Origin of the sequence: Marinobacter sp. EVN1 (genome assembly GCF_000475375.1) — a bacterium.
Classification (GTDB): Bacteria; Pseudomonadota; Gammaproteobacteria; order Pseudomonadales; family Oleiphilaceae; genus Marinobacter; species Marinobacter nauticus.
The window spans coordinates 174,386-199,110 of sequence record NZ_AXCB01000045.1 but is presented as its reverse complement, the minus strand read 5'-3'; the positions used below and the strand labels follow the sequence as shown (position 1 = coordinate 199,110).

Below are 24,725 nucleotides of genomic sequence, written 5' to 3'. Positions count from 1 at the left end.
TCATCGCCAAGGCGACCGGAACTACTCCTGTTCAGCGGCTGGCGAGGCCAGGATGGTAACGCCCTGCCCGGTCTCAAGCACCAGACGGCCATCTGCGGCGAACTGATACCCGTGAACGTCGCCCAGCAGTTTCAGAAACCGGTTTTCCTGCTGCATCAGGGTCTCGGGGCAGGCCATTCGCGTCGCGGCCATCTGGGAAAACACCAGTTCTTGACCCTGAATGTGCCAGCCTCCGTTGTAACGGTTGCAGGACGATGAGCCAAACACCCGCCCTTCATCGGTGAACCCGATGGTAACCTCACTACCCTCAAGCACCGGCTCACCATCAATCTCTTCCACCAACCACTGGCTACCGGCCAGCGACCCGGGCTTTCCACCCTCTTTCTCGGCATTGAGGGAGCAGCCCCAGAGCGACCCGGTAATCAGCAACATCGCCATGACATTCTTTGCAAGACTCATATAACCCCCTGATAGATAGTGAGATAACCATTACATTCTACGCCTGCCGTCTTGGGAATTCGCATACAGAAAGGTTAATCTTGAGTTACCAGACATCCGGAGCAACACCATGGCGATCAAACTCTATCAGTTCTGCATTTCGCACTACTGCGAAAAGGCGCGTTGGGCCCTGGACTACAAGGGCATCAACTATCAGACCGTCAACCTGCTCCCGGGCCAGCATGTAAACACCATTCGCAAACTGACCGGGGCCGAGTCGTCTGTACCGGTACTCGAACACGACGGCCAGATCATCCAGGGCTCCGGACATATCCTGGATTACCTCGACAAGGTCTTTCCAGACAAGCCCTTATTGCCGGCGGATCCAGACCTTCAGGCCAGGGTTCTTGAATGGGAACAGAAGCTGGACGAACAGGCCGGCCCCGCTCTGCGCACCTGGGTGTACCACTATTTTCTGCAACGCCCGAAAATAGTGGTACCCATGCTGGCAGCGGGCACACCATTCTATAATCGTATCCTGCTCAGCCTGGCCTTCAGCCGGGTTGATGAGATCATGCGCAAGTGGATGAAGATCAACCAGAAAACCGCCGATACCTCACAGGCAACCCTCGAGGCTCTGGTTAAAGAACTGGCCGAGATCTATCAGCAACGTCCGTTCCTGGTAGGCGATCAGTTTACCCGCGCCGATCTCACTGCCTGCTCGCTGCTGGCGCCGTTGTTCCAGCCGCCCGAGTACCCGGTGCCATGGCCAAAGCCGGGCAGGGTTCCGAAGCCTGTGCAGGCCTGGCTATCCGAATGGCAGACTGCCATCGATCCCATCGCCGCGGTGTATCGTCAGAACCGGTGACGCTGGCCAGGCGGTGGCGGAATAGGCCAGCAACCCTGGCGCAATAGGACATCGCCTTTAGCCGACGCTGTGCGATGATGACTCCCAACAAAAATAATTTGGGGAGCAGCCATGGTGTTGATCGACATGATGCGGACAGTGCTGGAAGACAGCGGGCTGATCAGCCTCTGGCAGTTCCTGGCCCCCTGGCTGGCTCTTGACGAACGACAGCTGATTTTCGTCATCGCCACCCCCGTGTTCATTGCAGTTACCTTGTGGGAATACCTGAAGATACGGCATGACCCACGGTTGATGAACGTGCCGGAGGCTATTCGCAACTTCGCCCTCGGTGCCGGCTACCAGGTTACGGAGCTACTTTTTGCCGGCCTGATCGCCTTTCCCGTCTACGCGCTCTGCTATCACTATCGCTTGCTGGAACTGGAGCTGAACTGGGCGACCGGATTTCTGACCTTTCTCGGCGTGGATTTCTGTTTCTACTGGATGCACCGTGCCAGCCACCGCATGCGCTGGTTCTGGGCCGCCCATGTAGTCCATCATTCGTCCGAACGCATGAATTTCTCCACCGCCATGCGCCAGAATGCCACCAACATTTTCAACGGCATGTGGATTTTCTATTTGCCCATGGCGCTGATCGGTTTCAACCCGGTGTGGATCGGCATCGCCTATGCTTTCTCCCTGGTGTACCAGTTTTTCGTGCATACCACGCTGGTGAGGCACCTGCCGGTCTGGGTCGAATTCCTTTTCAACACCCCGAGCCATCACCGGGTACACCATGGCCGCAATCCGGAATACATCGACCGCAATTACGGTGGCACACTGATTATCTGGGATCGCCTGTTCGGAACCTTTGTCCCGGAGAGCGACAGCAACCCACCGGAATACGGCATTACCCGGCAGATTCATTCCAATAACCTGATTGTGCTCTGGACCCACGAATATGTGGACATGTTCCGCGACATGGCCCGCCCCGGCAGCTTATTGTCCCGTTTTCAGCATTTATGGAATCCGCCGGAGTGGCAGCGCCCGGCACCTCAGAACAACAACAAGGATGCGGGCCGAAACCATGACCGAACACCCTCTGACGCTGAATACCCCTGATGGCCACACCATTGCCGGACAGCAATATCTGCCGGCACAGCCAGTCGCCATTCTGGTGATCAGCCATGGCATGGCGGAGCACGGTGATCGCTATCAGGAGCTGGCCCGCTGGCTCGGGGCTCACAACATTCTTGTCATCACCTATCACCACCGGGGCCATGGCCCCCACTGCCCGGCCGAACTCCAGGGGCATTATGCTGACCAGAACGGATGGCAACGGGTGGTGGACGACCTGGCGCAAGTGGTAGAGACTGCCCGCAAGCAGCATCCAGGCCTGCCGGTAAATCTGCTCGGCCACAGCATGGGATCCTTCATCGCTCAGAGCTATGCCCAGCAATACGGCGACCGTATCAACGCCCTGATACTCAGTGCCACCAACCGCATCCACCGGCCCCAACTGCTGGCCTCGCGGCTGCTGGTCAACCTGATTGCCGGCGTCCGTGGCCGGCGCCATCGCAGCCGGCTCATCGGCAAGATGACCTTTGGCCAGTTCAATCGTGCTTTCCGCCCCAACCGTACCGGCAGCGACTGGCTGAGCCGTGATGCCGAGCAGGTAGACCACTACGAAGCCGATCCTTGCTGTGGTTTTGATTGCTCCGTGGGGCTCTGGCAGGACTTCATTGCCGGCATGCTGAGCATCCGACCGGCAACCTGGCATCGGGATCTGCCGGTACACTTGCTGTCCGGCACCGCGGATGCCGTGGGCGAGATGGGGAAAGGCGTCCGCCAGCATTTTCAGACCATCCGGGAGTCGGGCATCGAGCAGGTAACGCTGCGGTTGTTCGACGGCGGGCGCCATGAGATGCTCAATGAAACCAATCGCATGGAAGTGTGGCAATACGTGCTAACCTTATGCCGTATTCAGTCGCCCGCTCGGAGGCCCGCGACCTGCCACTGGCCCAGTCACTACCATAAGGAATCACTATGAGCCGCCGTACCTGCTGGCGTTTCTTCCCTTTGCTGGCAATCTGGCTGCTTCTGCCCCTGAGCAACGCCTATGCGGGGAATCTGACCCTCGCCGTCGCTGCCAATTTCACCGACACCACCGCCAGTCTGGTGGAGACATTCAAGGCCTCAACCGGTCACCGGGTCATCGCCAGCTTCGGCTCCACGGGCAAACTCTACGCCCAGATTCGCAACGGTGCTCCATTTGATGTGTTCATGGCGGCCGATGCTCAACGCCCCCGGTTACTGGAATCCGACGGGATGGCCGTTCCCGATTCTCGCTTTACCTATGCCAGGGGCAAGCTGGTGCTCTGGAGCCCTGAGACCGCGGCCTTTATCTCTCCCATCGCCTACCTGAGCGAACAGTCGTTCTCGCGGCTGGCCATCGCGAATCCTAAAACTGCCCCCTATGGCTTGGCCGCACAGCAGGTTCTGGAACACCTGGAACTCTGGTCACCGCTACAGCCCAAACTGGTCCGTGGCGACTCCATCGCCCAGACTTTCCAGTTCATTGCCAGCGGCAATGCCCAGGCCGGGCTGGTGGCGCTGGCTCAAGTCAAAGCCTGGCCGAATCAGGACGGAACACTCTGGCGGATTCCGCAAGCCTATTACGCCCCCATCGACCAGCAGGCGATTCTTCTGAAGCGCGGTGCCGACAATGCCGCCGCCAGAGACTGGCTCGCCTTCCTGCAATCTCCGGAGGCTGCTGCGATTATTCAGGACTACGGATACGACACGGCGGACTGATGCTGGAAACCTATTGGCAGCCGGTCTGGCTGACGCTGAAGCTGGCTTCACTGACAACCCTGGTACTGCTGCTGGTAGGAACCCCGATCGCCTGGTGGCTGGCCCGGTCCCGCCACTGGCTGCGCCAGCCGATTGCTGCGGTCGTCGCCTTGCCATTGGTCCTGCCGCCCACGGTGCTCGGATTCTATCTTCTGCTACTGCTTGGCCCGAATGGCTGGGTCGGCCAACTGACAGAACGTCTTGGCCTTGGTTTACTACCGTTCACCTTTGAGGGCCTGGTAGTGGCCTCGGTTATCTATTCCCTGCCCTTTACCGTGCAACCCCTGCAGAATGCTTTCGAAAGTATCCGTGAAGGCTTTCTGGAGACCGCCGCCACCCTCCGGGCGGGGCCCTGGGACCGGTTTTTCTTTGTGGTGATTCCGCTGGCCCGCAACGGCTTCATCACCGCCAGCGTGTTGACCTTCGCCCATACAATCGGCGAGTTCGGCGTCATCCTGATGATTGGCGGCAATATCCCGGGCGAGACCAAAGTGCTGTCGGTGGCCATCTACGATCACGTGGAATCCCTGGAGTACACCCAGGCCCACTGGTTGGCTGCGGGCATGGTGGCGTTTTCCTTCATCGTCCTGGTGACCCTGTACGTCCTCAATGGCAGGGCCCGGGCGGGGGCCCTGCGATGAATCCCACAGCCATCGAGGCACGTTTTATCTGCCGCTTTCCCGGATTTGAACTGGATGTCGACCTGAAGCTACCCGGCAACGGGATTACCGCTTTATTCGGTCACTCCGGATGCGGCAAAACCACGCTGCTCCGCTGCATCGCCGGGCTGCAGCAGGCCCAGGGACAGCTTTCCGTATTCGGCACGCCCTGGCAGACAGACACCCTGTTCAGGCCGGTTCATCAAAGGCCCCTGGCCTATGTGTTCCAGGAGACGCATCTGTTTCCTCACCTGTCGGTGCGCCGGAACCTGACGTTCGGGCAACGCCGGGTTCCAGCCGAGCAACGCCAGATCCGGTTTGACGATGCCGTCTCCTGGCTCGGGCTGGCCCACCTTCTGGAGCGTATGCCTGCCAGACTGTCCGGGGGCGAACGACAACGGGTTGCCATTGCCCGGGCCATTCTCACCAGCCCGCGACTGCTGCTGATGGATGAACCTCTGTCGGCACTGGATCAGAGCTCAAAGCAGGAGATACTGCCCTACCTTGAGCGGCTGCGCGACCATCTGGCCATTCCGATGATCTACGTTTCCCACTCCACCAGCGAAGTGGCGCGCCTGGCCAACCACATTGTAATGATGGACAACGGGCGTGTTATCGCACAGGGACCGCTGCAAGAGACTCTGGCCCGTGTGGACCAGCCGTTTCGGCTGGAGGAAGACGCAGGCGTACTGGTTCAGGCAACACTGGATGCGCTGGATGAGCCATGGCATCTCGCCCGCTTCAGCTTTGATGGTGGCAGCTTGTGGCTACGACAGGATCCGCGCTTCCGGCACGGTGACCAGGCCCGCATACAGGTACTGGCAAGAGATGTGAGTATCGCGTTGACGGAGCATCGCGACCAGAGTATCCAGAATTTGCTGCCGGCGCGGGTGGATCACGTCGAGACTGACGTCACCCCCGGCACCACCCTGGTGCGCCTGCTGGCAGGCAATACTCCGTTTCTGTCCCGGCTCACCAGCCGCTCCGCGGCCCAGTTGGCACTCACCCCTGGCCAGCCGGTGTGGCTCCAGATCAAATCGGTTGCCCTGGTGGACTGAAGGACTTCTGGCCCCTTTGGCCACAGAGTGTGACCAGTGATATCGCTACTCTGGCGTTTAAACACACTATGCCGGGAGCGGACTGATGCCGACCAAACATGAACACTGGGTGACCAGTGGAGACCTTCTTCTCTACGCCGTTGCGGAGGGCAACCCGGAAGCAACGCCCATTGTTCTGGTACACGGCTACCCCGACAACCACAGTGTCTGGGACAAGGTCACGGCCACACTCAGCCAGGAGTATCTGGTGATTCGTTACGATGTCCGAGGTGCTGGCCGCTCCGACAAGCCAGCCCGGACCTGGGACTATCGCCTGTCGTTGCTGGCAAAAGATCTGCAAGCAGTCGTCAACGCCATTATCCCCGACCGGCCATTTCATCTGGTTGCCCACGACTGGGGCTCCATTCAGAGCTGGGAATCGGTCACCGACCCCGACCTCCAGCAGCGTATTCGGTCCTACACGTCCATTTCCGGCCCCTGCCTGGATCATGTCGGCTTCTGGATTCGCAATCAGATCGGCTCACCAGCAAACGGCGGTACTACCAAGGTACTGCGGCAGCTGGCGAGTTCCTGGTACGTATTTCTTTTCCAGCTGCCGCTACTTCCGGAAATAATCTGGAAAGCCGGGCTGGACAAAGCCTGGCCCGGCTACCTCAAGAAACAGGAACAGGTCGCTGATGCCCGCTTCAGCCCCTTGCAGAAGGCAGACGGGCAATATGGCGTAAAACTCTACCGGGCAAACTTTCTGCCCAGACTGCTACGCCCCAGGCCACGGCACACCCGCTGCCCCGTTCAGGTGATCATTCCTACCCGGGATGCCTACGTTGGCCGTCAACTCACCGAATGCCTGGTGCAATGGACCGGTAAACTCACGCTGCAGGAACTGGATGCCCCGCACTGGGCGCCACTGACCGAGCCCGACGCCATCTGTCAGTCTGTATCAACCTTTGTTGGAAATAACGCTTAGCGGACCTCAAAGCCCCTGATGATAACGGTCACAAAAACAACAAGGGCGCCCCGAAGGCGCCCTTGTTACTGCAAGCCTCGATCGAACGATCAGGCTTTCTTGCGGCGGAATGCCAGGCCAGTCAGACCCAGACCCAGCAGGGCCAGGGTACCGGGCTCCGGCACAGAAACCGGAGGCTGCTCGGTAATTTCCTGTACCTTGGTGTCAACAAACGATGCGGTGAACGAATCTGCGTTAGTACCACCGGAACGGAGAATGTTCAGGTTCCAGGCGGCACCGCCGGAATTCAGGGCCAGATCGACGTAGTCGCTGCCAGTGGTTCCGTAACCACTACCGATGTTGCCAGCGCCTTCACACTTGGTGAAACCACCGGAACCATCGGCCTGGAAACCGTTATCATCGCTGTCGATACCAATGGCATTGGTAGAGGACGCATCACAACCAAAGCTGTTGTTTACTACCACGTTCAGCAGCGCGTTCTTCCCGAACAATCCTGACAACAGGCTCTCCTTGTTCAGGGCAGCATTCGTGTTGTCACGATCCTCGTCGGTAACCAGCACAAAGTTAACCGCGGCATCCGCGCGATAGCTCAGATTATTCAGTGCCCAGTCCAGCGCACTCCAGCCGTCTTCCGTGCCACCGTTGGTAACCAGCGTCGACGTTGCAGCAGCAAAATCGGTGGAACTACCCCACTCCTGAGTGCCCGCAGTAACGGCATCCATATCATGGGCATGGGGATCCAGATGGTTGCTGAATGACGAACCACCGAAACCAACCAGCGAATACCGGTTGCTTACCGAAGAGCCAACGCCCTCACCGACCAGACCACTCTCAAGGCTTGCAATCATATTGCTGAGCCAGGCGTGCTCTCCACCCATGGAGCCGGATTCATCGACCAGAAACACAACATCTGCCGTAATCGGCGCGGCAACAGAAGCGGAACTCATCAGGGCGGCTGCGGCCAGGCCAGCAGTGCCGGCAATCCATTTTCTTTTCATGGTTAAACTCCTTTTTGTGAGTCAATGTGTGACTCAACCTTCCCTGCGCGATTCCTGCCAGAATTGAAAAGATCTTTAATTTTCAGTTTGTTATAAAACACTCAGTTAATGTGTCTGAACACAACTGTAAAGTGCTTCGACACCATCAAAGCTGAGAAGGTAACGGAGCGGGAAATGGCGAATATACCGACGGAGATACCGAGAAAGACCGGTGCCCGTCAAAAGCAGAGCACCGTTTTATGCAGCGATTACAAGGAGGGAGAGAACAATCAACGGGTACCGTAAACCACCATGGTCTTACCCTTGACCCGCACCAGACCTTGATCTTCAAGAGTTTTCAGAACCCGACCGACCATCTCCCGGGAGCAACCAACAATGCGTCCAATTTCCTGACGGGTAATCTTGATCTGCATGCCGTCCGGGTGAGTCATGGCATCCGGCTCTTTGCACAGATCCAGCAGTGTTCTGGCAACCCGGCCAGTGACATCAAGGAACGCCAGGTCCCCTACCTTGCGGGTGGTCTGGCGCAGGCGCGAGGCCATCTGCTCACCAATAAAGTACAACACCCGCGGATCCTGCTGAGCGATTTCCCGGAACTTGGTGTAGCTGATTTCTGCCACTTCGCACTCAGTCTTGGCCTTGACCCAGGCACTCCGGGAATCCATGTTGTCGAACAGCCCCATCTCGCCGAAGAAATCACCGGCATTAAGGTACGCCATGATCATTTCACGACCATCGTCGTCTTCAATAATGACAGTGACCGAGCCCTTGACGATGTAGAACAGGGAATCGCTTTTATCACCCGCATAGATGATGGTGCTTTTGGCTGGGTAACGCCGGCGATGGCATTGGGAAAGGAAGTAATCCAGGTGTTTGGTCTTCTGCTCAACCGGCTTGACAATGGTAGCCATAATGCGAGACATGCCTCCTCAGAGTCTGGCGATTCCTGATCGTTTTTATATCCCCGCCTGTCCGTGCGGGTTAGGGGTTTTACTGATATGCCACGCAACTTATAACAAGAAGGTAACTTCTGGGCAACTCAAAAGCGGATACAGGATGTATCTGAAGGCAATACCGCTTTGGTCGCAACCACATCATGCCGCAGGGAGTGAACTGTGCTAGCATCCTGCCCATTCATTCAGGCACCAGGGGTAACTCCGATGAAAGCAACCGTCGACTGGACCGGCAATGCCAGCTTCAAAGCAACCAGTGGCAGTGGCCACAGTGTTCAACTGGACGGCCCCCCGGATCACGGTGGCGAGAATCTGGGTCCGCGCCCGATGGAGTTGCTGCTGATGGGCGTGGGCGGCTGCTCCTCCTTCGATGTGATGAGCATCCTGAAGAAAAGCCGCCAGGACGTGACCGCCTGTCACTGTGAGCTTGATGCGGAGCGCGCTGATGAGGTGCCGGCTGTGTTCACCCGCATTCATCTTCATTTTGTGGTTAGCGGAAACAACCTGAAGGAAAAGCAGGTGGAGCGCGCAGTCAGCCTGTCTGCCGACAAGTACTGTTCAGCCTCGATCATGCTGGGCAAAGCCGGTGTCGAGATCACGCACAGCTTCGAAATCCAGGCCGCCAGCTAGAACGGCAGGGCAGATTCCGGCCAGCGCCCTGCAACCGCGGCTTTCCGTTATAAAAAATGTCATTGCAAATACTATTCAATGACACCTGCGGTATGCATAATACGCAACTTTCTCCGCCGGTCTGCGCAAAAGGTGAACAGTTCCATTCACCCGGTCAGTAGTCGGTGGCGGCCTCGGCAGGGAGAGTTCCTCTCCCTGTGATCATTCATCTCCATTTCCCGGAGGGGCTGAGCATGGAAACCAAACTCCAGCTGCACGGTTTCAACAACCTGACCAAATCCCTGAGCTTCAACATCTACGACATCTGTTACGCGCAGACCGAAGAACAACGCGAAGCCTATATTGATTACATCGACGAGATGTACAACGCCGAGCGTCTGACCCAGATTCTGACCGACGTGGTCAAGATCATCGGTGCCAATGTTCTCAACATTGCCCGCCAGGATTACGAGCCTCATGGTGCGTCCGTCACGATGCTGATCGCCGAGCACGAACTGTCCGACAGCGAAGCCAATAACGAAGAGTCCCCTGGTCCGCTGCCGGATACCATTGTGGCGCATCTGGACAAGAGCCACGTGACGGTGCACACCTATCCGGAAAGCCATCCCCATGACGGCGTGAGTACCTTCCGGGCCGATATCGACGTGTCCACCTGCGGTCTGATTTCACCGCTGAAGGTACTGAACTACCTGATTCACAGCTTCGACTCGGATGTGGTTACCGTTGACTACCGTGTACGCGGTTTCACCCGTGACGTGGACGGTACCAAGCATTACATCGATCACGACATCAACTCGATCCAGAACTACCTGACCGAGGATACCCAGAACGCGTATCAGATGATCGACGTCAACGTGTATCAGGAAAACCTGTTCCACACCAAGATGATGCTCAAGGAGTTCAATCTGGACAACTATGTGTTCGGAGTGAACGCCGGCGATCTGGACCCGGCAGAAGCCCAGTCCATCGAGGATCGCCTGCGCCGGGAAATGCTGGAAATCTTCTACTCCCGCAACGTGGAATAATCGCTCCGGAGGTGACGACGGGGTTCCCGTCGTCACCTTTTGATGCCTTCGTCAGTTTTTTTGACTTCCCCCGCCAGAATTCTGCGTTTTCATCCCTTCCACCATCCCGGTTAAATAGCCCCATGACTAACCGAGAGGAGGACGGGATCATGCTTCGCTCCCTGAAACAAACCATTCCCGCACTGGCCACATCCGATGGCGCCGGGGTTCGCATCAAACGCTCATTGGGTCAGCGCCAATCCGTGCGCATGGATCCATTCCTGATGCTGGATGAATTCGGTTCTGACCAGCCCCAGGACTATATTGCCGGCTTTCCGGCCCATCCGCACCGGGGCTTTGAAACCATCACCTATATGATTGAAGGCCACATGCTGCATGAGGACCACCTGGGGAATCGCGGCAACCTCCGCAACGGTGGGGTGCAATGGATGACCGCAGGCCGGGGCATCGTGCACTCGGAGATGCCGCAACAGGAATCCGGGGTCATGCGGGGATTCCAACTCTGGCTCAACCTGCCGGCCGCTGAAAAAATGAAGCCCGCCGGCTACCGAGACATTCAGCCTGAAGAGATCCCGATAGCACGTCAGCCGGGTGTTTCCGTCCGGGTAATTGCCGGTGAACTGGAAATCGGTGGCGGTGCCGTCACCGGCGCAGTCACCGGCGGCAGCACGGAGCCCGTGTATGCCGACGTCCATCTGGAGCCCGGAGCGAGAGTCTCCTTACCGGTACCTCAGGCTCTCAATGCTCTGGTCTACCTGTACGAAGGCGTCGCAAGTCTGGTGAGCGAAGACCGGAACCAGACTCTGACACCATCCTCGGCAAACATTCTGGACCATGGGGATGAAGTTCTGATTGAAGGCGGAAAGGCCGGCGCAAAACTGCTGCTGATTGCCGGCCGACCCATCGGCGAGCCAGTTGTCCAGTATGGTCCTTTTGTAATGAACACAACTGCCGAGATTGAGCAGGCGCTGGCCGACTACCGCGATGGCACCCTGACAGCCTGATCAGGCAAAAGTTCTACCAGCCATCAGGCTCTGGACCATGGGCCGGATAATCAGATCCATGGCCAGGGCCATTTTCGGCCCAGGGATCACCAGAGTGTCGTGGCGGGACAGGCTGCTTTGGGGGATGGCCTGCAGTAACCAGGGAAAATCCACTTCCGCCGTTTCCCTGAAATGAATGACCACCATGCTTTCGTCCTCACTGGGCACATCCCGGGCAACGAACGGATTGGACGTGTCCACCAGCGGAATTCGCTGGAAGTTGATGTGGGTATGAGAGAACTGCGGCACGATGTCGTGCACGTAATCGTCCATCCGATTGATGATCGTCTGAACCACGGCATCCTGGCTGTAGCCGCGCTGATGAGTATCCCGATGGATTTTCTGGATCCACTCCAGATTGACAATGGGTACCACACCAATCAGCAAGTCAACGTACTGGGCAATGTTGTAGTTGTCGCTCACCACCCCGCCATGGAGCCCCTCGTAGAACAGGGCATCGGTATCCGCAGGTAACGGGCCCCAGGGGGTGAAGGTGCCAGGTTTGTGGCCTTCGGCCACCAGGTCGCGGTCTTCGTCATGAACGTACTGCCGGTAACGGCCATTGCCGGTATGGCTGTAGTCATAGAACAGAGCTTCCAGCCTATCAATATGATTGGCTGCCAGGGCAAAATGGTTGCGTTCACCAAACTGCCCTTTAGCGGCGAGTCGTGCCATTTGCTCCCGGGTATACCGATGAAAGCTGTCGCCACTGACCATAGCGGCAGCAATGCCCTCACTGGCAAACATGCGGCTGAAGATCTGCCCGGTTGTGGTGGTGCCCGCCCCGGAAGACCCGGTAACGGCGATAATCGGATGGCGTCTGGACATAAAAAGCTCAGGTTCCCGGATGTGCGTCAGACAAGGCTGGTCAGCAGTCGGGGCTTCTCGACCACAAACCCTTGAGCGTAATCCACGCCCAGCTGTCTCAGCATATCCAGAACCTCACGGGATTCAACCTGAGAGGCAATCACTTCCCGCTCCATGTAGTGAGCCATATCAACCATGGACCTGACCATGGCCTGGTCCGTCTGGTTGACTGCCAACTGGCCGGTAAAGGCGCTGTCGATCTTGATCAGATCTACCGGCAACGATCGCATGAACTGGAAGGAACTGGGGCCACTACCAAAGTTACCCAGGCAGAACCGGCAGCCGAGCTCTTTCATTTCCAGCATGAAATCCGCCACCGATTGCAGGTCATGAATGGCAGAGGCTTCCGTCAGCTCGAACCAGAGACGCTCAATAGGCGCATCCTTCTCACTGAGCTTTTCGTAAATGAATTCCAGCAGTGACTGGTCGTTCAACGAATAGCCGGAGAGATTTATGCACACACCGCCTACATGGCGCGGATCCGGTGACTGATCCCTCAGCCAATCCAGCATGTGCCCCACGACCCAGCGATCCACCGCCTGCATACGGTCATAGCGCTCGGCCATGCGGACGAAATCCTGGCCAGTAATCAGCTGCCCGCTGTCGTCGTACATACTGATCAGAATTTCATACTGCGCCGCCATGCGGGTGCTGGCGTGCAGAGGGATGATCTTCTGGCAACGCAGCAGCATGCGTTCTTCGTCCGGGTTGCTCAGGCCAGCCACACGGGCTGCAATCTGCTCTTGCCGGGCCTGGTCGTCTGCGTCGAGCGTGTATATAGAGAAACGGCCAGGGCCCTTGTCACGGGCAGAATTGAGCGCCTGTTCGGCGGCTTTCAGCCATTTCTCGGCGCTGATCAACGCGGGCAGTTCCGGCGCCAGACCAACATTGGCATTTAACGTGTAACACCGACCGCCATACTCGAAGGGCTCATCTGCAATGGCTTCCAGGAGCGCCTTGGCAATTTCCGGCCCCTGTTCTTCAGGCACCAGCATGGCAAATTCATTGCCCCCGGGACGAGCCACCGGCATGCCATCGCCCACATGCCGACAGATGACCTCCGCCACCCGTTTCAGGGTTTCATCTCCAGCCTGGTAGCCCGCTGTGTCATTCAGCAATCGGAACCCGCGCAGATCCAGTTGCAATAAAGTCCGGCTGTCTTCCCGGCGGGCAAGTTGCTGTTCCAGCATACGTTCGAATTCCCGGCGGTTAAGCAGCCGGGTCAGTTCATCATGGGTGGATGCCCAGGACAGCTGGTCATAGACGTTGCGAACCATGCGGTCGATGCTCTCATCTACCAGCGGTCGATCATACTGATTATCCGGTACGATGATGCCTTTGCGCATTTGCCTGGCCAGAGCTTCCAGCTCCAGCTCAACCACCCGCATACCCTGGTGATTAACGAATACAAACCGGCTGAAACCACGGGCAATCCACACCAGGCGGATATACTGGGGATCTTCCGCCTTGGTTTGATCCCGCAGCCAGTCGCCTGTGCGCAATTGCTGGGCCCGGTTGATCCAGCGTTGCAGGCTGCGCTGTTCCCGCTCGCTGAGCACCTGTTTGTCCGGGCGGACACCACTGACCGCAGGCATTTCAACCATTTCCGGCGCCTTGTCAGGCCGACGCACCAGGAACTGCTTCAACTCATCCCGGATCTGGGAGGACGGCATATGGTTGCTGGAGATCGACGCCAGACCATCCTGAATCAGCCGTAACAGTTCGGGCAGGTTAATGCTGCTGTCCGGGTCCTCGGCAAAAGCCATCAGCGAATCGATCACCGCCAGGTAGTCCTGCCATAACTGACTGTCTGGTCCCTGGCGAATCCAGGTCAGCGACAATAAATCCCTCCAGCCGCCGTCAAGCAGGCTGACCAGGGCCCTGGGAACCTTGCGGCCAGCCAGTTTGCTTTCCAGCGCGCTGGCCACGGCGGTTTTGGATTCGGCAACCTTCTGGGCACCCTCTGCGGCAGCAGTCACCCGCTCAACGTTGCGGCGATACACGAGGTTCTGCCGGTCAATCAGCGTGTCCAGCTCACCTACGGTTTGCTCAAACACACCAGTATCCTGTTCGAACTCGGTAGCAATGCGGTGAATCAGCTCATCCACCCGGCGCTGCACCACCGGGTTCAGCCGGCCACCCTTAACGCCCAGTTGTGCCAGGCGGTTCATCACACCACGAACCGGGCTGTCCTGGTCCTCAAAGAATTCGGGATCACGCATCACAACTTTCAGCACCGGCACTTCCAACTGACGCATTCGGCTCTGGGCGTAGTCACTGAGCTTGGGGCTATCGACCACGCTCCGGAAAAACCGATCGACAACGTCCAGAGTGTCCTGCTGCTCAGCATTGAGCCGGGTGTCACCGGTTTCACGTATCTTTTCAACCACCCGGTCCCGCAAGGGCACGGCCGGCTCTTCCGGAGCCGCAGCGCGTAGCTGCAGCTCCTGCAATTCCCGGTGCAGTTCTCCCTGAGACAGCGGACGGGCATTGGCCGCAAACGGCTCTGGCGTCGCCTCTCCATTCTCCACACGACTGGCCTGCAGTGTTGTCAGCAGATTCCTCACCGTGGCAAAAGCAGTCTGGGCTGCGCGGGCATACCCCCGGAACTCTCCAGCTACCCGGTTTTTCAGCCCGCGGGCCGTTTGCCCGGGTTTGCTTTCCGACGCCTCAGGCTGCGGCTTTTCCAGAGGTGTTTCGGGCTCCGGCTTCAGCACCTCGGTCGGCGGTTCCTTCCTGGCCGGCGCCTGTTCGCTCAGATAACGGGACAGGTCCAGATCCGGCAACACACCATGCCGGATCAGGATATTGTTCAACTCCCGATACAGCGGCTCCAGCTGTTTGATCACCGTCTGCTCAAACGTCTTCAGGCAGACCTTTTCAACCTCCCGGCTGACTTTCAGTTGGGCAAGCGCGTTATGGAAGGCTTCGCACACAAGAGCGGGACCGAGGGGATTATGATGGCCGGTGCGATTGGCGATACCTAACTTGTCCAGCCTCAGCTTGAGCTGCAGCAGGTCGCCACGGTACTGGGTATCAGCACGGGTAACCATCACCCGAATTGCCAGCCAGTCCTCAAACTCGTTTTTGTCTACCACCGACAACACTGAACCGGGCGCGCCTTTGGGCTCCGGTTTTAAGGGCGATTCCAGACTGCGGCTCATGTAATGCCAGAGCACCCGCTGGCGCCCCTGAATCTGGCCGGAGGCATCCATCAACTCATTGGCAAGCTGATCATTGGGGGCTTTCTGGGCTGTAACACGCAGGGCATCCACCGTCTGCACAAAACAGGCATCCATCAGTGGTTCAATAAACCGCGTAACCGTTTTGGCACACTGATGAAGAACAAACTGAACCCGCTCACTGGGGGCGCGAAGGGATGACCGGGACTGATCACCGGAGCTGCCACACAACTGGAGCATGGCGTTGAAGGCATCGGAATCGGGGCGGGTAAAATGCACGCCCATGGCACCGTCAATACGCCGCACCGGGCTGACATGAAGCTCGTATCGACGATTGCCCTCAAGACCGCGGAACCGAACCACCAGCTCGGTAACGCTGCCGCCGGCAAAGGCCCGCTCGATTTTGCCGGAGGTTTCACCCGAATAACGAATGAACATGCCTTCGGCACAGAAATCAGCAATCTGGCAGGGCCACGCCTCACCATTGCCGGCATCTATCTGAGCGGCAAGTTTTATCGGCTGTCGGGGGCTGCTGCGACGCTCTCTCGGATCCATGAACTACCTGACCAGTTGCAAAGCCGGCATGTTGCCGGATGCGGAAATCCGGCCAACGTCCCTGAGTGGGTGTAGGTTCGAGCTGTTATGATAAGGCCTGTGGCGGTCAGTTAAAAATCTGTGACAGCCGTCGGCGAATAAGGAATTGTACAGCCTCATACCCACAACATCATAATATGATGATTCATGAGACAGCTTAGTCAGATCTATCTTCTTTTGCTACTGGTAACACCCCTGAGTGGCTGTACGACCATTGGCTACTATGGCCAGGCCATCGGCGGCCATGTGTCCCTGATGATGAAGGCCAGGCCCATCAACCAGGTGATCACGGCACCGGAAACCGACCCGGAACTTCGCCGACGGCTTGAGCTGGCTGTGCGGGCGCGCGAATTCGCGGCGAAGGAACTGGCTTTACCCGTGGACGATGCCTACAGTGAATACGTGGCACTGGGCCGACCATGGGTGGTGGTGAATCTGGTCGCCGTGCCGGAGTTTTCGCTTACCCCCCACCAGTGGTGTTATCCGTTTGTGGGCTGCCAGTCCTATCGCGGGTACTTCCGCCTGGCCGATGCCCGGCAGGAACAGAAGGTCTTCCAGGAGCGCGATTACGATACCTTTATCGGCACTGTTACCGCCTACTCCACCCTGGGCTGGTTCGATGATCCGTTGCATACCGGGTTCACCTCTCTGACGGATGACCGTATGGTTGCCCTGATGTTCCATGAGCTGGCCCACCGAGTTCTCTATATCAACGGTGATACCGCCTTTAACGAAAGTTTTGCCACCGCCGTGGAACTGGAGGGGCTTCGGCTCTGGCTGCAGCAGCAAGGGGCATTGGAAGGTTTTGACGGTGCTCTGGCGCGACTACAGCACCGAAGACAGGCTCTGGCGCTGGTCGAGGATACCAGCGAGAAACTGCAGCAGCTTTATGCCAGCCAGAACCATATGGACAGATCCATGCTCCGAGCGCGCAAGGCCCAACTGCTCGACGAGCTGGCCCGGGACTACGCCAACCTGGCCGATCATTATGAAGAGCCGGGGCCATTCGGCCCGCCGCCGGTGCAGCTGAATAATGCACAGCTGGCATTGTTCCGGCAGTACAATCAGCATGTTCCCGCCTTCCGACAGATGCTGAAAGAGCTGGACTACCGCTTCAGCAAATTTTACCGGGCCGTCGAGGAGCTTTCCCGGCAGCCGGCGGACAGTCGCGCTGCGCAGCTGGAATTGCTTTCAGAGCGGTTTGTAGAACACCTTTGAATTACGCTGGGTGTTGTATGAGGCCAGCTTTGGCCCCGGCAGATCCTGCACGGCGGTAGGCAGGAAACCGCGTTCCCGGAACCAGTGCTCGGTTTGGGTAGTCAGCACAAACAGTTTGTGGACACCCTGGCCCCGGGCCAGCTTTTCAACCATGGCGAGAATCTCGTCACCACGGCCGGCGCGTCGGTAGGAGGGGTCTACCGCAAAACAGGACAACTCTCCGGAGCCCTCCTCAGGATAATGGTATAGCGCGGCGCAGCCGACAATGGTGCCGTCCCGCTCCGCCACCACAAACCGGTCAATTTCGGTTTCCAGCATTTCCCGGGAGCGGCGAACCAGCACGCCCTGCTCTTCCAGCGGCTGAATCAGCTCCAGAATGCCCCCGATATCTTCTACCCGCGCCTGGCGAATCTGTTCGTAGTTATCACCGCTGACCAGGGTGCCGGAACCATCGCGGGTAAACAGCTCCTCCAGCAGGGCGCCGTCTTCGACATAACTGATGATGTGGGCACGCCGAACGCCTTTGACACAGGCATCGCAGGCGGCCTTGAGCAAGGCCGCGTCGTGGCCGGTGACGGCATTGTCGTTCAGGCGTTCGGAGGCCTGACGGGCGGACAACTCACGTATCAGGCTGCCATCTTCTTCGAGCAGGCCTTCGTCGTCGATGAAGACAATCAGCTTCTCCGCCTGCAGCGCCGCGGCCACCTGGCTGCCAACATCCTCATAGGAAAGGTTGAAGGCATCACCGGTGGGCGAATAGCCCATTGGCGGCAGCAAAACAATATGCCCCAGCTCCAGCAATTGCTCGATGCCTCGGGTATCAACACGGCGGACGCGGCCGGTATAGCCAAAATCAATGCCATCCAGCACGCCAACGGGTTTGGCGGTGACGTAGTTGCCGCTGCTGACCCGAATCCGGGCGTTATGCATGGGTGAGTTCACCAACCCCATGGAGAGCTGGCTTTCCAGGTAGGCCCTGAGCCCGCCAATGGCTTCCATAACCATCGGCAGATGGTTATCAGGGGTGATGCGCAAGCCCCGTGCGAAGGAGGATTCCAGGCCGGCATCATCCAGTCGCGACTGAATCTGGGGGCGGCCACCGAACGCCACCACCAACTTGACGCCAAGGCTGCCGAGCAAAGCGATGTCGTGGATGATGTTGATAAAATTGCGGTGCTCGATGGCATCCCCGGGCATGGTCAGGACGACGGTTCGGCCGCGATGGGCGTTGATGTACGGAGAGGAATGGCGGAATCCGTGCAGCCAGTCGTTTGATTTCAAACCTTTATTCCTTATACCCTGATAATGCTTGCCAAGAATGGAGAATGCCGGGACGGTTTTCCGCCCGCCTTACCGTTAGTCTACTCAAAGACAGAACCTTTTGATCAATCCCTTGAGGATATCCACCGTCGGCTGTAACTGGGACAGTTCAAGAAACTCGTCCGGCTGGTGCGCCTGGTCGATCGAACCTGGCCCCATCACCAGGGTCTCCAACCCCAGCTGCTGCAGCCAGGGTGCCTCCGTGGCAAAAGCAACGGCGTGTGCCGTGTGGCCCGTGAGTTTCTCACAGGCTTTGACCAGAGCGGCGTCGGCCGGGGTTTCAAACGGCGGTACGCCGTCAAACAGGGGGGCAAACGTGAGTTTGAGTTCCCGCCGCTCGGCCAGAGGCTGCATCCGGTCAAGAATCGCCTGGCGCAGGGTCTCCATGTTCATGCCCGGCAGCGGACGCAGGTCGAAGTGCAATTCGCATTGGGCGCAGATGCGATTGGGATTGTCACCACCGTGGATACAGCCCAGGTTCAGGGTGGGCACCTGTACCTCGAAGTTGGGGTTGCGGTACTTTTCCTGCCATTCGCTGCGCAGGGCCAGAAGTTCGCCGAGCGCCTCGTGCATGCCTTCCAGCGCGTTGCGGCCCAGGGCCGGGTTGGAGGAATGGCCCGATTGCCCGTCAAAGCGCAACCTTTCCATCATGATGCCCTTGTGCATGCGCACTGGTTTGAGATTGGTAGGCTCGCCGATCACCGCGTAGCGGGCTTTCGGTTTGCCGGCTTCCGCCAGTGCCCGGGCGCCATTCATGGAGCTTTCTTCGTCGGCAGTGGCCAGGATAATCAGCGGCTGCTGCAGGGGCTCGCCGGCAAAGGCTTTGGCGGCTTCGATGGCGAGCGGGAAAAAGCCTTTCATATCGCAGGTGCCCAGACCGTACCAGCGGTTGTCCTTTTCCGTGAGGCTGAACGGATCGCTCTGCCAGCGTTTGTCGTCAAACGGTACGGTGTCGGTATGGCCTGAGAGTACCAGCCCACCCGGACCGCTACCCAGAGTGGCGATCAGATTGAACTTACCGGGCATGCCCGGCACTTCCATGATCTCGACGGTAAACCCCAGGGGTTCGAGCCATTCCGCCAGCAGGCGAACCACACCTTCGTTGCTGTGATCCCACTCCGGTGAGGCACTGCTGATGGACGGCAATGAAATCAGCCGGGCCAGCATGTCCCTGATACCTGGTACCCCTGTGCTTGCGCTTGCAGTCACTTATTGCCTCCCGTCCCGGCGTTATTCCGGGCGGCCCCGGCGCCAGACTTCAAATTGTGTAATGGCACGAATCAGAATGGGATAGGCCACTTCGCCCCCCGCCACGGTACGGGCAATTTCCATATCCCGATCACCAACACTGACCAGTCGCCCCTCAACCTGGTTTTCATTCGAGAGTGTGACCCTTACGCGCCGGCCAAGCCAGATATTGGCGTTCTCAACACTGTCAGGGTACCACTGCTCGGAATCCGGGTCTTCCGGTGGTACCACAGGTTCCAGTGCCTGGGCGGGCAGTGCCGGTTCCACCCGCCGCATTCTGGTCAGATAAACATCCGGAACGGTGGCACCGTTATAAGATACACTCAGGCTGGCGCCGTTTTCCGAATCAGTGCGTACGGGCAGCCCAAAGGTTTCGGAGCCGGGTGCAAGCATCATGGTCAGCTCGCCCCCTTCGGTCAGCCATTGCCGATACAGTGCCAGCAACTGCGGGCTGGCTTCCAGGCCCCGAGCCTGCAACCCTTCTTCCAGCGCCGCAACGCCCCGCCCTGCCCAGTCGCTGACCTCCAGCCCGGTCTCGCGAGCACAGTAGGCAGAGAGCCGGCGCATCAGGCCCGCGTCGCGAACGGTCAGCTGCAGTGGTCCGGCACCCATCGAGGCTGGTTCGGCCAGATTGCCCATGGTCAGTCTGGCGTCTGGCCACACCAGCTCCAGGCTTCCGGTTTCACGGGTATTCAGTTCAAAACGCAGCGCATCGGGAGTCTGCTCCAGCATCATGTCGCCCCGGATATCAGGAATCCCCATACGCATCAAATCACCACTGCCCAGCTGCTGCCGGGGATCCGGCGCACAGGACAGATTGCCGAGGGGGGCCTGACTGGTTTCATCCGGTGCCGCCGTCACCCAGTTCCGGAACATGGTGGGTTCCAGCATGATGCTGGCGCGCTCAATGGACAGCCGCCAACTGGCCGGCAAACGCTCAGGGCTCATCAGTGTGGTCACCAGGGTGACCGGAGAACCGGTTTCCAGCTCCATCAGACCCATTTGCAATGGCTGAGTGAGCCGGAAATCCTCCCAGTGCGCTTGCCGGAGTATGACCCGACCATCCACGGAGGAGCTGATGCTACCCCGCTCAAGTACACCGTATTCCGATAATGCCGTGCGCGCCTCTGCCAGGCGCTGGTCCGTCAGCCACCAGACGCCGGCTTTAAAGCCGGCGAAGGCCACTATTCCTGTGATAACGAGAAATGACAGCAGGCGTTTCATCCGGTAACTCCCGGCCAGAAGTATCAGTTACGGGAAATCAGCGTACCGACACCCTCGTCGGTGAAGATTTCCAGCAGGCAGGCATGGGCCACACGTCCGTCGATAATGTGGGAGGTGCGCACGCCATTTTCTACCGCACTCAGGGCACAGCGGATTTTTGGCAACATGCCGCCATGGATGGTGCCGTCTTCAATCAGGTCGTTGACCTGTTGGGCGGTCAGACCGGTCAGCACTTTGTCCTCCTTGCTCTTGAGGCCGGAGACATTGGTCAGCAGGATCAGCTTCTCCGCCTTCATGGCTTCTGCCACCTTGCCGGCTACCAGGTCCGCATTAATGTTGTAGGAAGCGCCATCCGGCCCGACACCGATGGGCGCGATGACCGGGATCACGTTGCTGCGGGTCAGCATGTCGATAACATCCACGTTGACGCTTGCGACCTCGCCAACATGGCCAATATCGATGATTTCAGGTCGCTCAAGCTCCGGCGAGCGATTGACCACTTCCAACTTCCGGGCCCGGATCAGATTGGCATCCTTGCCGGTCAGGCCCACCGCGGTGCCACCATGGGCATTAATCAGGGAAACGATTTCTTTGTTCACCTGGCCGCCGAGCACCATTTCGACCACGTCCATGGTCTCCGCATCGGTAACCCGCATGCCGTTAACAAAGCGGGACTGGATATTCAGGCGTTCCAGCAGCTCCCCGATCTGGGGGCCGCCGCCGTGAACCACGATGGGGTTGATCCCCACCAGTTTCATCAGCACCACGTCCCGGGCAAAACTGCTCTTGAGGTCTTCGTTCTCCATGGCGTTGCCGCCGTATTTGATCACGACCGTCTTGCCGGTAAACCGTTGGATATAGGGCAGGCCCCGGCTCAGTACCGAGGCCACCTGCATTGCTGTTTCACGATCCAGCGCCATGATGTTGTGTTAATCCTTACGACAGTAATGGGTTTCAGAATTCCGCCACCAGGTCTGGTGCCGCTTTCTGCAGTTGTTCCCGGAACACGGATTTGATCCGTTCCAGTGCCTGTTCGGTTTCAGCCTCGAAGCGCAGAACCAGAACCGGCGTGGTATTGGACGCACGGCATAGCCCCCAGCCATCGGCATAATCTACCCGAATGCCATCGATGGTGCTGATGTTGCCGTCACCAAAATCCGCCTGCTGACCTAGCCGTTCAATGATGGCGAACTTGTCTTTCTCGGTCACCTCGACATTCAGCTCAGGGGTGCTGATATCCTCGGGGAAGTCTTCAAAGACCTCATCAGAGTGGCGATCCTCAATGCCCAGAATTTCCAGCAGCCGGGCCGCCGAGTAAAGGCCATCGTCAAAGCCGTACCAGCGTTCGCCAAAGAAAATGTGTCCGCTCATTTCCCCGGCCAGCAGGGCACCGGTCTCTTTCATTTTCGCTTTCATCAGGGAGTGGCCGGTTTTCCACATGATCGGGCGCCCTCCGGCCTCCGAGATCACGCCAGCCAGCCGGCGGCTGCACTTCACGTCATAGAGCACATCCGCGCCGGGATTGCGGGACACGACATCACGGGCAAAGAGCATCAGCAGGCGATCCGGCCAGATGATCTTGCCGGTATTGGTGACCACGCCCAGGCGATCGCCGTCGCCATCAAAGGCCAGCCCGATATCGGCGCCGGTCTCCTTAACCTTGGCAATCAGATCCTGCAGGTTCGCCGGTTTACCGGGGTCCGGGTGATGATTCGGGAAATCACCGTCCACTTCACAATACAGTGGCGTGACTTCACAGCCCAGCTCTTCAACCAGCATGGGGCCCAGCTCTCCGGCAATGCCATTACCGGCATCCACCACCACTTTCAGCGGCGCGGCCACAGCAATATCGCCGACAATACGATCCAGATAGGCGCGGCGCACGTCATCCCGGGATTGCGCCCCCTGCCCCCTGGCAAGATCGGCAGTCTGGATGCGCTGGTAAAGCTTCTGGATAGCCTCACCAGAGAGAGTCTCTCCGCCCAGCATGATCTTCAGGCCGTTATAGTTGGCCGGGTTGTGACTGCCGGTCACCATAACGCCAGAACCGGTCTGCAGGTGATGGGTTGCAAAATACAGCACCGGCGTAGGGATGGCACCCAGGTGAATGATGTTGCACCCGGTCGCCATGATGCCGCGCCCCAGGGCATCGGCCAGTTCCGGGCTGGAATGACGGCCATCAAAACCAATGCAGATATTCGTGACGCCACGCTCTGTCGCCTCCGAGCCGATCGCGCGACCAATGACTTCAACTACCTCGGCCGAGAGGGTCTGACCAACGATGCCCCGGATGTCATAGGCACGGAAGATTTCCGGGTTGACCTGAACCACAGGCACCTCGGCTTCTGCCACTTCCGGGATATCCTCGTCGAACAGGGAATCCTCGGAGCCACCAAAGCCAAGCACATCCTCATCGCCATCGAGCATATCAATGTCCGGCATGTCCTTGTCCTGAAACAACGGCTCATCCTCCGCCGTCGCTGCCTTGCGGCGGGCAGGAGCTGCTTTGGGTGCAGCCGACTCCGCAGCCTTGGCCACCCGTTTCTCCACCATCTGGGACAGACGGAACAGCACTTCTCCGGTGGACGCTACCATATCCCAGCGCAGAGCCGGCAGTTTCATCCGCTCGCCCCCGAACACCTTGTGGGCCCACTGAATGAGCGCGGTCACATCCTGACGTATACCACGCTGAGCGTTGCCAAGGAGCATCCAGACCAGAACCGCCGCCACCAGCGCAGGCACCCCCACCAGAATCGCCAGGAGAATGGTGCTTACCGGCGCCACCGGTGCCGAGGCCGGTTGGTAACGGACGGACCAGTCCGGGTTGAGCAGGGTGCGGGACAGCTCCGGGCCGTTACCGTTACCGGCGCTGGCCACGGTTCGTGAAGCACCGGACACGGATTGCACCAATGAAAGCTGCCCCCCAAGTTGCGAGTTGCTCACGGAAAGCAGTGGCTGGATATGGGACGCTTCAAAGACCGCCAGTACGCTACCAACCACGGCATTGCTGGTGGGGTGGCGTACCGCCGCGGCAAATTGCAGATACCACTGATTGTCCCGGGGGAAGGCGTCCGGCAACAGGTTCTGTCCATTTTCTGCCCGCCGGGCCAGTTCCAGGCCCGCAAATCCCAGCAGGGTATCGCCGTTACCGGTCCGGGGAACTTCCCGATACGGGAAGACAAACACCTGGGCGGAGCCGGGCAGCGCTGCTTGCAGTTGCTCAGCCAGATTCGCCAGATCGGAGCGCTCCGCCAAAGCCAGGGCGGCGTAGCGCTGGTTGGCCACCGCCCGAACCTGTTCCAGCAGCGCAGTCAGCGACTGATTCAGGCGCCGCTGGGCACTGTCCACCTCCATGGCACTGGCCGCTTCATAACGGGCTTCCCCGGCGGGCACCACCACCAGAAAATGGGCCAACACCACCGCTACCACGCCGGCCATCAGCACCACCAGCGATTGATTCAGCCCGACCGATCCGAGTTTCTTTAACCCGGAGCCAGCCGCTTCTTTGGACGCTTTGGAAGGTTTCTGTTTTTTTCCGGGTTTCTTCTCCGGCTGCTCATCACCGGAAGACGCGTTGGTTTTTTTCTTGGCGAATTTCATAATG

The 24,725-nt window shown here is 58.6% G+C and carries 21 protein-coding genes; 11 read left to right on the top strand and 10 right to left on the bottom strand.

What is annotated here, in order from left to right; all coding sequences use genetic code 11:
• Window positions 1-21 precede the first annotated feature (21 nt).
• On the bottom strand, window positions 22-459 hold the full coding sequence (locus Q674_RS35645) for an META domain-containing protein (RefSeq protein WP_011786952.1): 438 nt from the start codon (window positions 457-459) through the stop codon (window positions 22-24).
• Window positions 460-568: 109 nt separating this feature from the next.
• On the opposite strand from Q674_RS35645, the gene Q674_RS35640 reads away from it, so the two are divergent.
• The 7 genes from Q674_RS35640 (at window position 569) to Q674_RS35610 (ending at window position 6,819) form a co-directional block, all read left to right on the top strand.
• A complete protein-coding gene (locus Q674_RS35640) occupies window positions 569-1,306 on the top strand; it encodes a glutathione S-transferase family protein (protein ID WP_023009512.1) in 738 nt (245 codons plus the stop codon).
• 111 nt (window positions 1,307-1,417) lie between these two features.
• Entirely contained in the window at window positions 1,418-2,404 is a 987-nt protein-coding gene (locus Q674_RS35635) for a sterol desaturase family protein (protein ID WP_023009511.1), read from the top strand.
• Window positions 2,370-3,332, top strand: coding sequence for an alpha/beta hydrolase (locus Q674_RS35630; protein WP_226538117.1), 963 nt, complete (start codon window positions 2,370-2,372; stop codon window positions 3,330-3,332). Before Q674_RS35635 ends, Q674_RS35630 begins: the two co-directional genes overlap by 35 nt.
• Window positions 3,329-4,096, top strand: coding sequence for a molybdate ABC transporter substrate-binding protein (gene modA, locus Q674_RS35625; protein WP_023009509.1), 768 nt, complete (start codon window positions 3,329-3,331; stop codon window positions 4,094-4,096). The genes Q674_RS35630 and modA overlap by 4 nt, the downstream gene beginning before the upstream one ends.
• Window positions 4,096-4,776 carry a molybdate ABC transporter permease subunit gene (gene modB, locus Q674_RS35620; RefSeq protein ID WP_022993172.1) on the top strand — a complete coding sequence of 227 codons (681 nt, stop codon included), beginning with the start codon at window positions 4,096-4,098 and terminating at the stop codon, window positions 4,774-4,776. The genes modA and modB overlap by 1 nt, the downstream gene beginning before the upstream one ends.
• Window positions 4,773-5,852, top strand: a complete 1,080-nt coding sequence (modC, locus tag Q674_RS35615; RefSeq protein WP_011786957.1) for a molybdenum ABC transporter ATP-binding protein — start codon at window positions 4,773-4,775, stop codon at window positions 5,850-5,852. The genes modB and modC overlap by 4 nt, the downstream gene beginning before the upstream one ends.
• Before the next feature lie 85 nt (window positions 5,853-5,937).
• Entirely contained in the window at window positions 5,938-6,819 is an 882-nt protein-coding gene (locus tag Q674_RS35610; protein WP_011786958.1) for an alpha/beta fold hydrolase, read from the top strand.
• Window positions 6,820-6,908: 89 nt separating this feature from the next.
• On the opposite strand, the gene Q674_RS35605 is transcribed toward Q674_RS35610, so the two are convergent.
• Complete coding sequence (locus tag Q674_RS35605; RefSeq protein WP_011786959.1) at window positions 6,909-7,817, bottom strand: vWA domain-containing protein; 909 nt, start codon at window positions 7,815-7,817, stop codon at window positions 6,909-6,911.
• Window positions 7,818-8,086: 269 nt separating this feature from the next.
• On the bottom strand, window positions 8,087-8,728 hold the full coding sequence (gene crp, locus Q674_RS35600) for a cAMP-activated global transcriptional regulator CRP (protein WP_007153756.1): 642 nt from the start codon (window positions 8,726-8,728) through the stop codon (window positions 8,087-8,089).
• A gap of 249 nt (window positions 8,729-8,977) precedes the next feature.
• Here crp and Q674_RS35595 point away from each other — a divergent pair, with 249 nt between their 5' ends.
• The 3 genes from Q674_RS35595 (at window position 8,978) to Q674_RS35585 (ending at window position 11,429) form a co-directional block, all read left to right on the top strand.
• Window positions 8,978-9,400, top strand: a complete 423-nt coding sequence (locus Q674_RS35595; RefSeq protein ID WP_011786961.1) for an OsmC family protein — start codon at window positions 8,978-8,980, stop codon at window positions 9,398-9,400.
• Between the two features lie 233 nt (window positions 9,401-9,633).
• Window positions 9,634-10,425: an adenosylmethionine decarboxylase gene (speD, locus tag Q674_RS35590; protein ID WP_011786962.1), complete on the top strand. Its 792-nt coding sequence runs from the start codon at window positions 9,634-9,636 to the stop codon at window positions 10,423-10,425.
• 149 nt (window positions 10,426-10,574) lie between these two features.
• On the top strand, window positions 10,575-11,429 hold the full coding sequence (locus tag Q674_RS35585; protein ID WP_023009508.1) for a pirin family protein: 855 nt from the start codon (window positions 10,575-10,577) through the stop codon (window positions 11,427-11,429).
• Here Q674_RS35585 and Q674_RS35580 read toward each other — a convergent pair whose 3' ends face one another.
• Both Q674_RS35580 and Q674_RS35575 read right to left on the bottom strand, forming a co-directional pair.
• Entirely contained in the window at window positions 11,430-12,296 is an 867-nt protein-coding gene (locus Q674_RS35580) for a phosphoribulokinase (RefSeq protein ID WP_011786964.1), read from the bottom strand.
• A gap of 26 nt (window positions 12,297-12,322) precedes the next feature.
• The gene (locus Q674_RS35575) at window positions 12,323-16,072 is read right to left on the bottom strand and encodes a DUF1631 family protein (protein ID WP_023009507.1); all 3,750 of its coding nucleotides are present in this window, start codon (window positions 16,070-16,072) and stop codon (window positions 12,323-12,325) included.
• Between the two features lie 186 nt (window positions 16,073-16,258).
• On the opposite strand from Q674_RS35575, the gene Q674_RS35570 reads away from it, so the two are divergent.
• The gene (locus Q674_RS35570) at window positions 16,259-17,329 is read left to right on the top strand and encodes an aminopeptidase (protein ID WP_031210311.1); all 1,071 of its coding nucleotides are present in this window, start codon (window positions 16,259-16,261) and stop codon (window positions 17,327-17,329) included.
• Here Q674_RS35570 and argA read toward each other — a convergent pair.
• The 5 genes from argA to Q674_RS41615 all read right to left on the bottom strand — a co-directional run bounded on the left by argA (window position 17,303) and on the right by Q674_RS41615 (window position 24,721).
• Window positions 17,303-18,610, bottom strand: coding sequence for an amino-acid N-acetyltransferase (gene argA / locus Q674_RS35565; RefSeq protein WP_023009505.1), 1,308 nt, complete (start codon window positions 18,608-18,610; stop codon window positions 17,303-17,305). The two genes, Q674_RS35570 and argA, sit on opposite strands and share 27 nt — an antisense overlap.
• An 84-nt stretch (window positions 18,611-18,694) precedes the next feature.
• The gene (gene argE / locus Q674_RS35560) at window positions 18,695-19,858 is read right to left on the bottom strand and encodes an acetylornithine deacetylase (protein WP_031210310.1); all 1,164 of its coding nucleotides are present in this window, start codon (window positions 19,856-19,858) and stop codon (window positions 18,695-18,697) included.
• A gap of 21 nt (window positions 19,859-19,879) precedes the next feature.
• Window positions 19,880-21,121 carry a hypothetical protein gene (locus Q674_RS35555; RefSeq protein WP_023009503.1) on the bottom strand — a complete coding sequence of 414 codons (1,242 nt, stop codon included), beginning with the start codon at window positions 21,119-21,121 and terminating at the stop codon, window positions 19,880-19,882.
• A gap of 23 nt (window positions 21,122-21,144) precedes the next feature.
• Window positions 21,145-22,041, bottom strand: coding sequence for an acetylglutamate kinase (argB, locus tag Q674_RS35550; protein WP_014422830.1), 897 nt, complete (start codon window positions 22,039-22,041; stop codon window positions 21,145-21,147).
• Window positions 22,042-22,075: 34 nt separating this feature from the next.
• Window positions 22,076-24,721: a phosphomannomutase/phosphoglucomutase gene (locus Q674_RS41615; protein ID WP_023009502.1), complete on the bottom strand. Its 2,646-nt coding sequence runs from the start codon at window positions 24,719-24,721 to the stop codon at window positions 22,076-22,078.
• Window positions 24,722-24,725 lie beyond the last annotated feature (4 nt).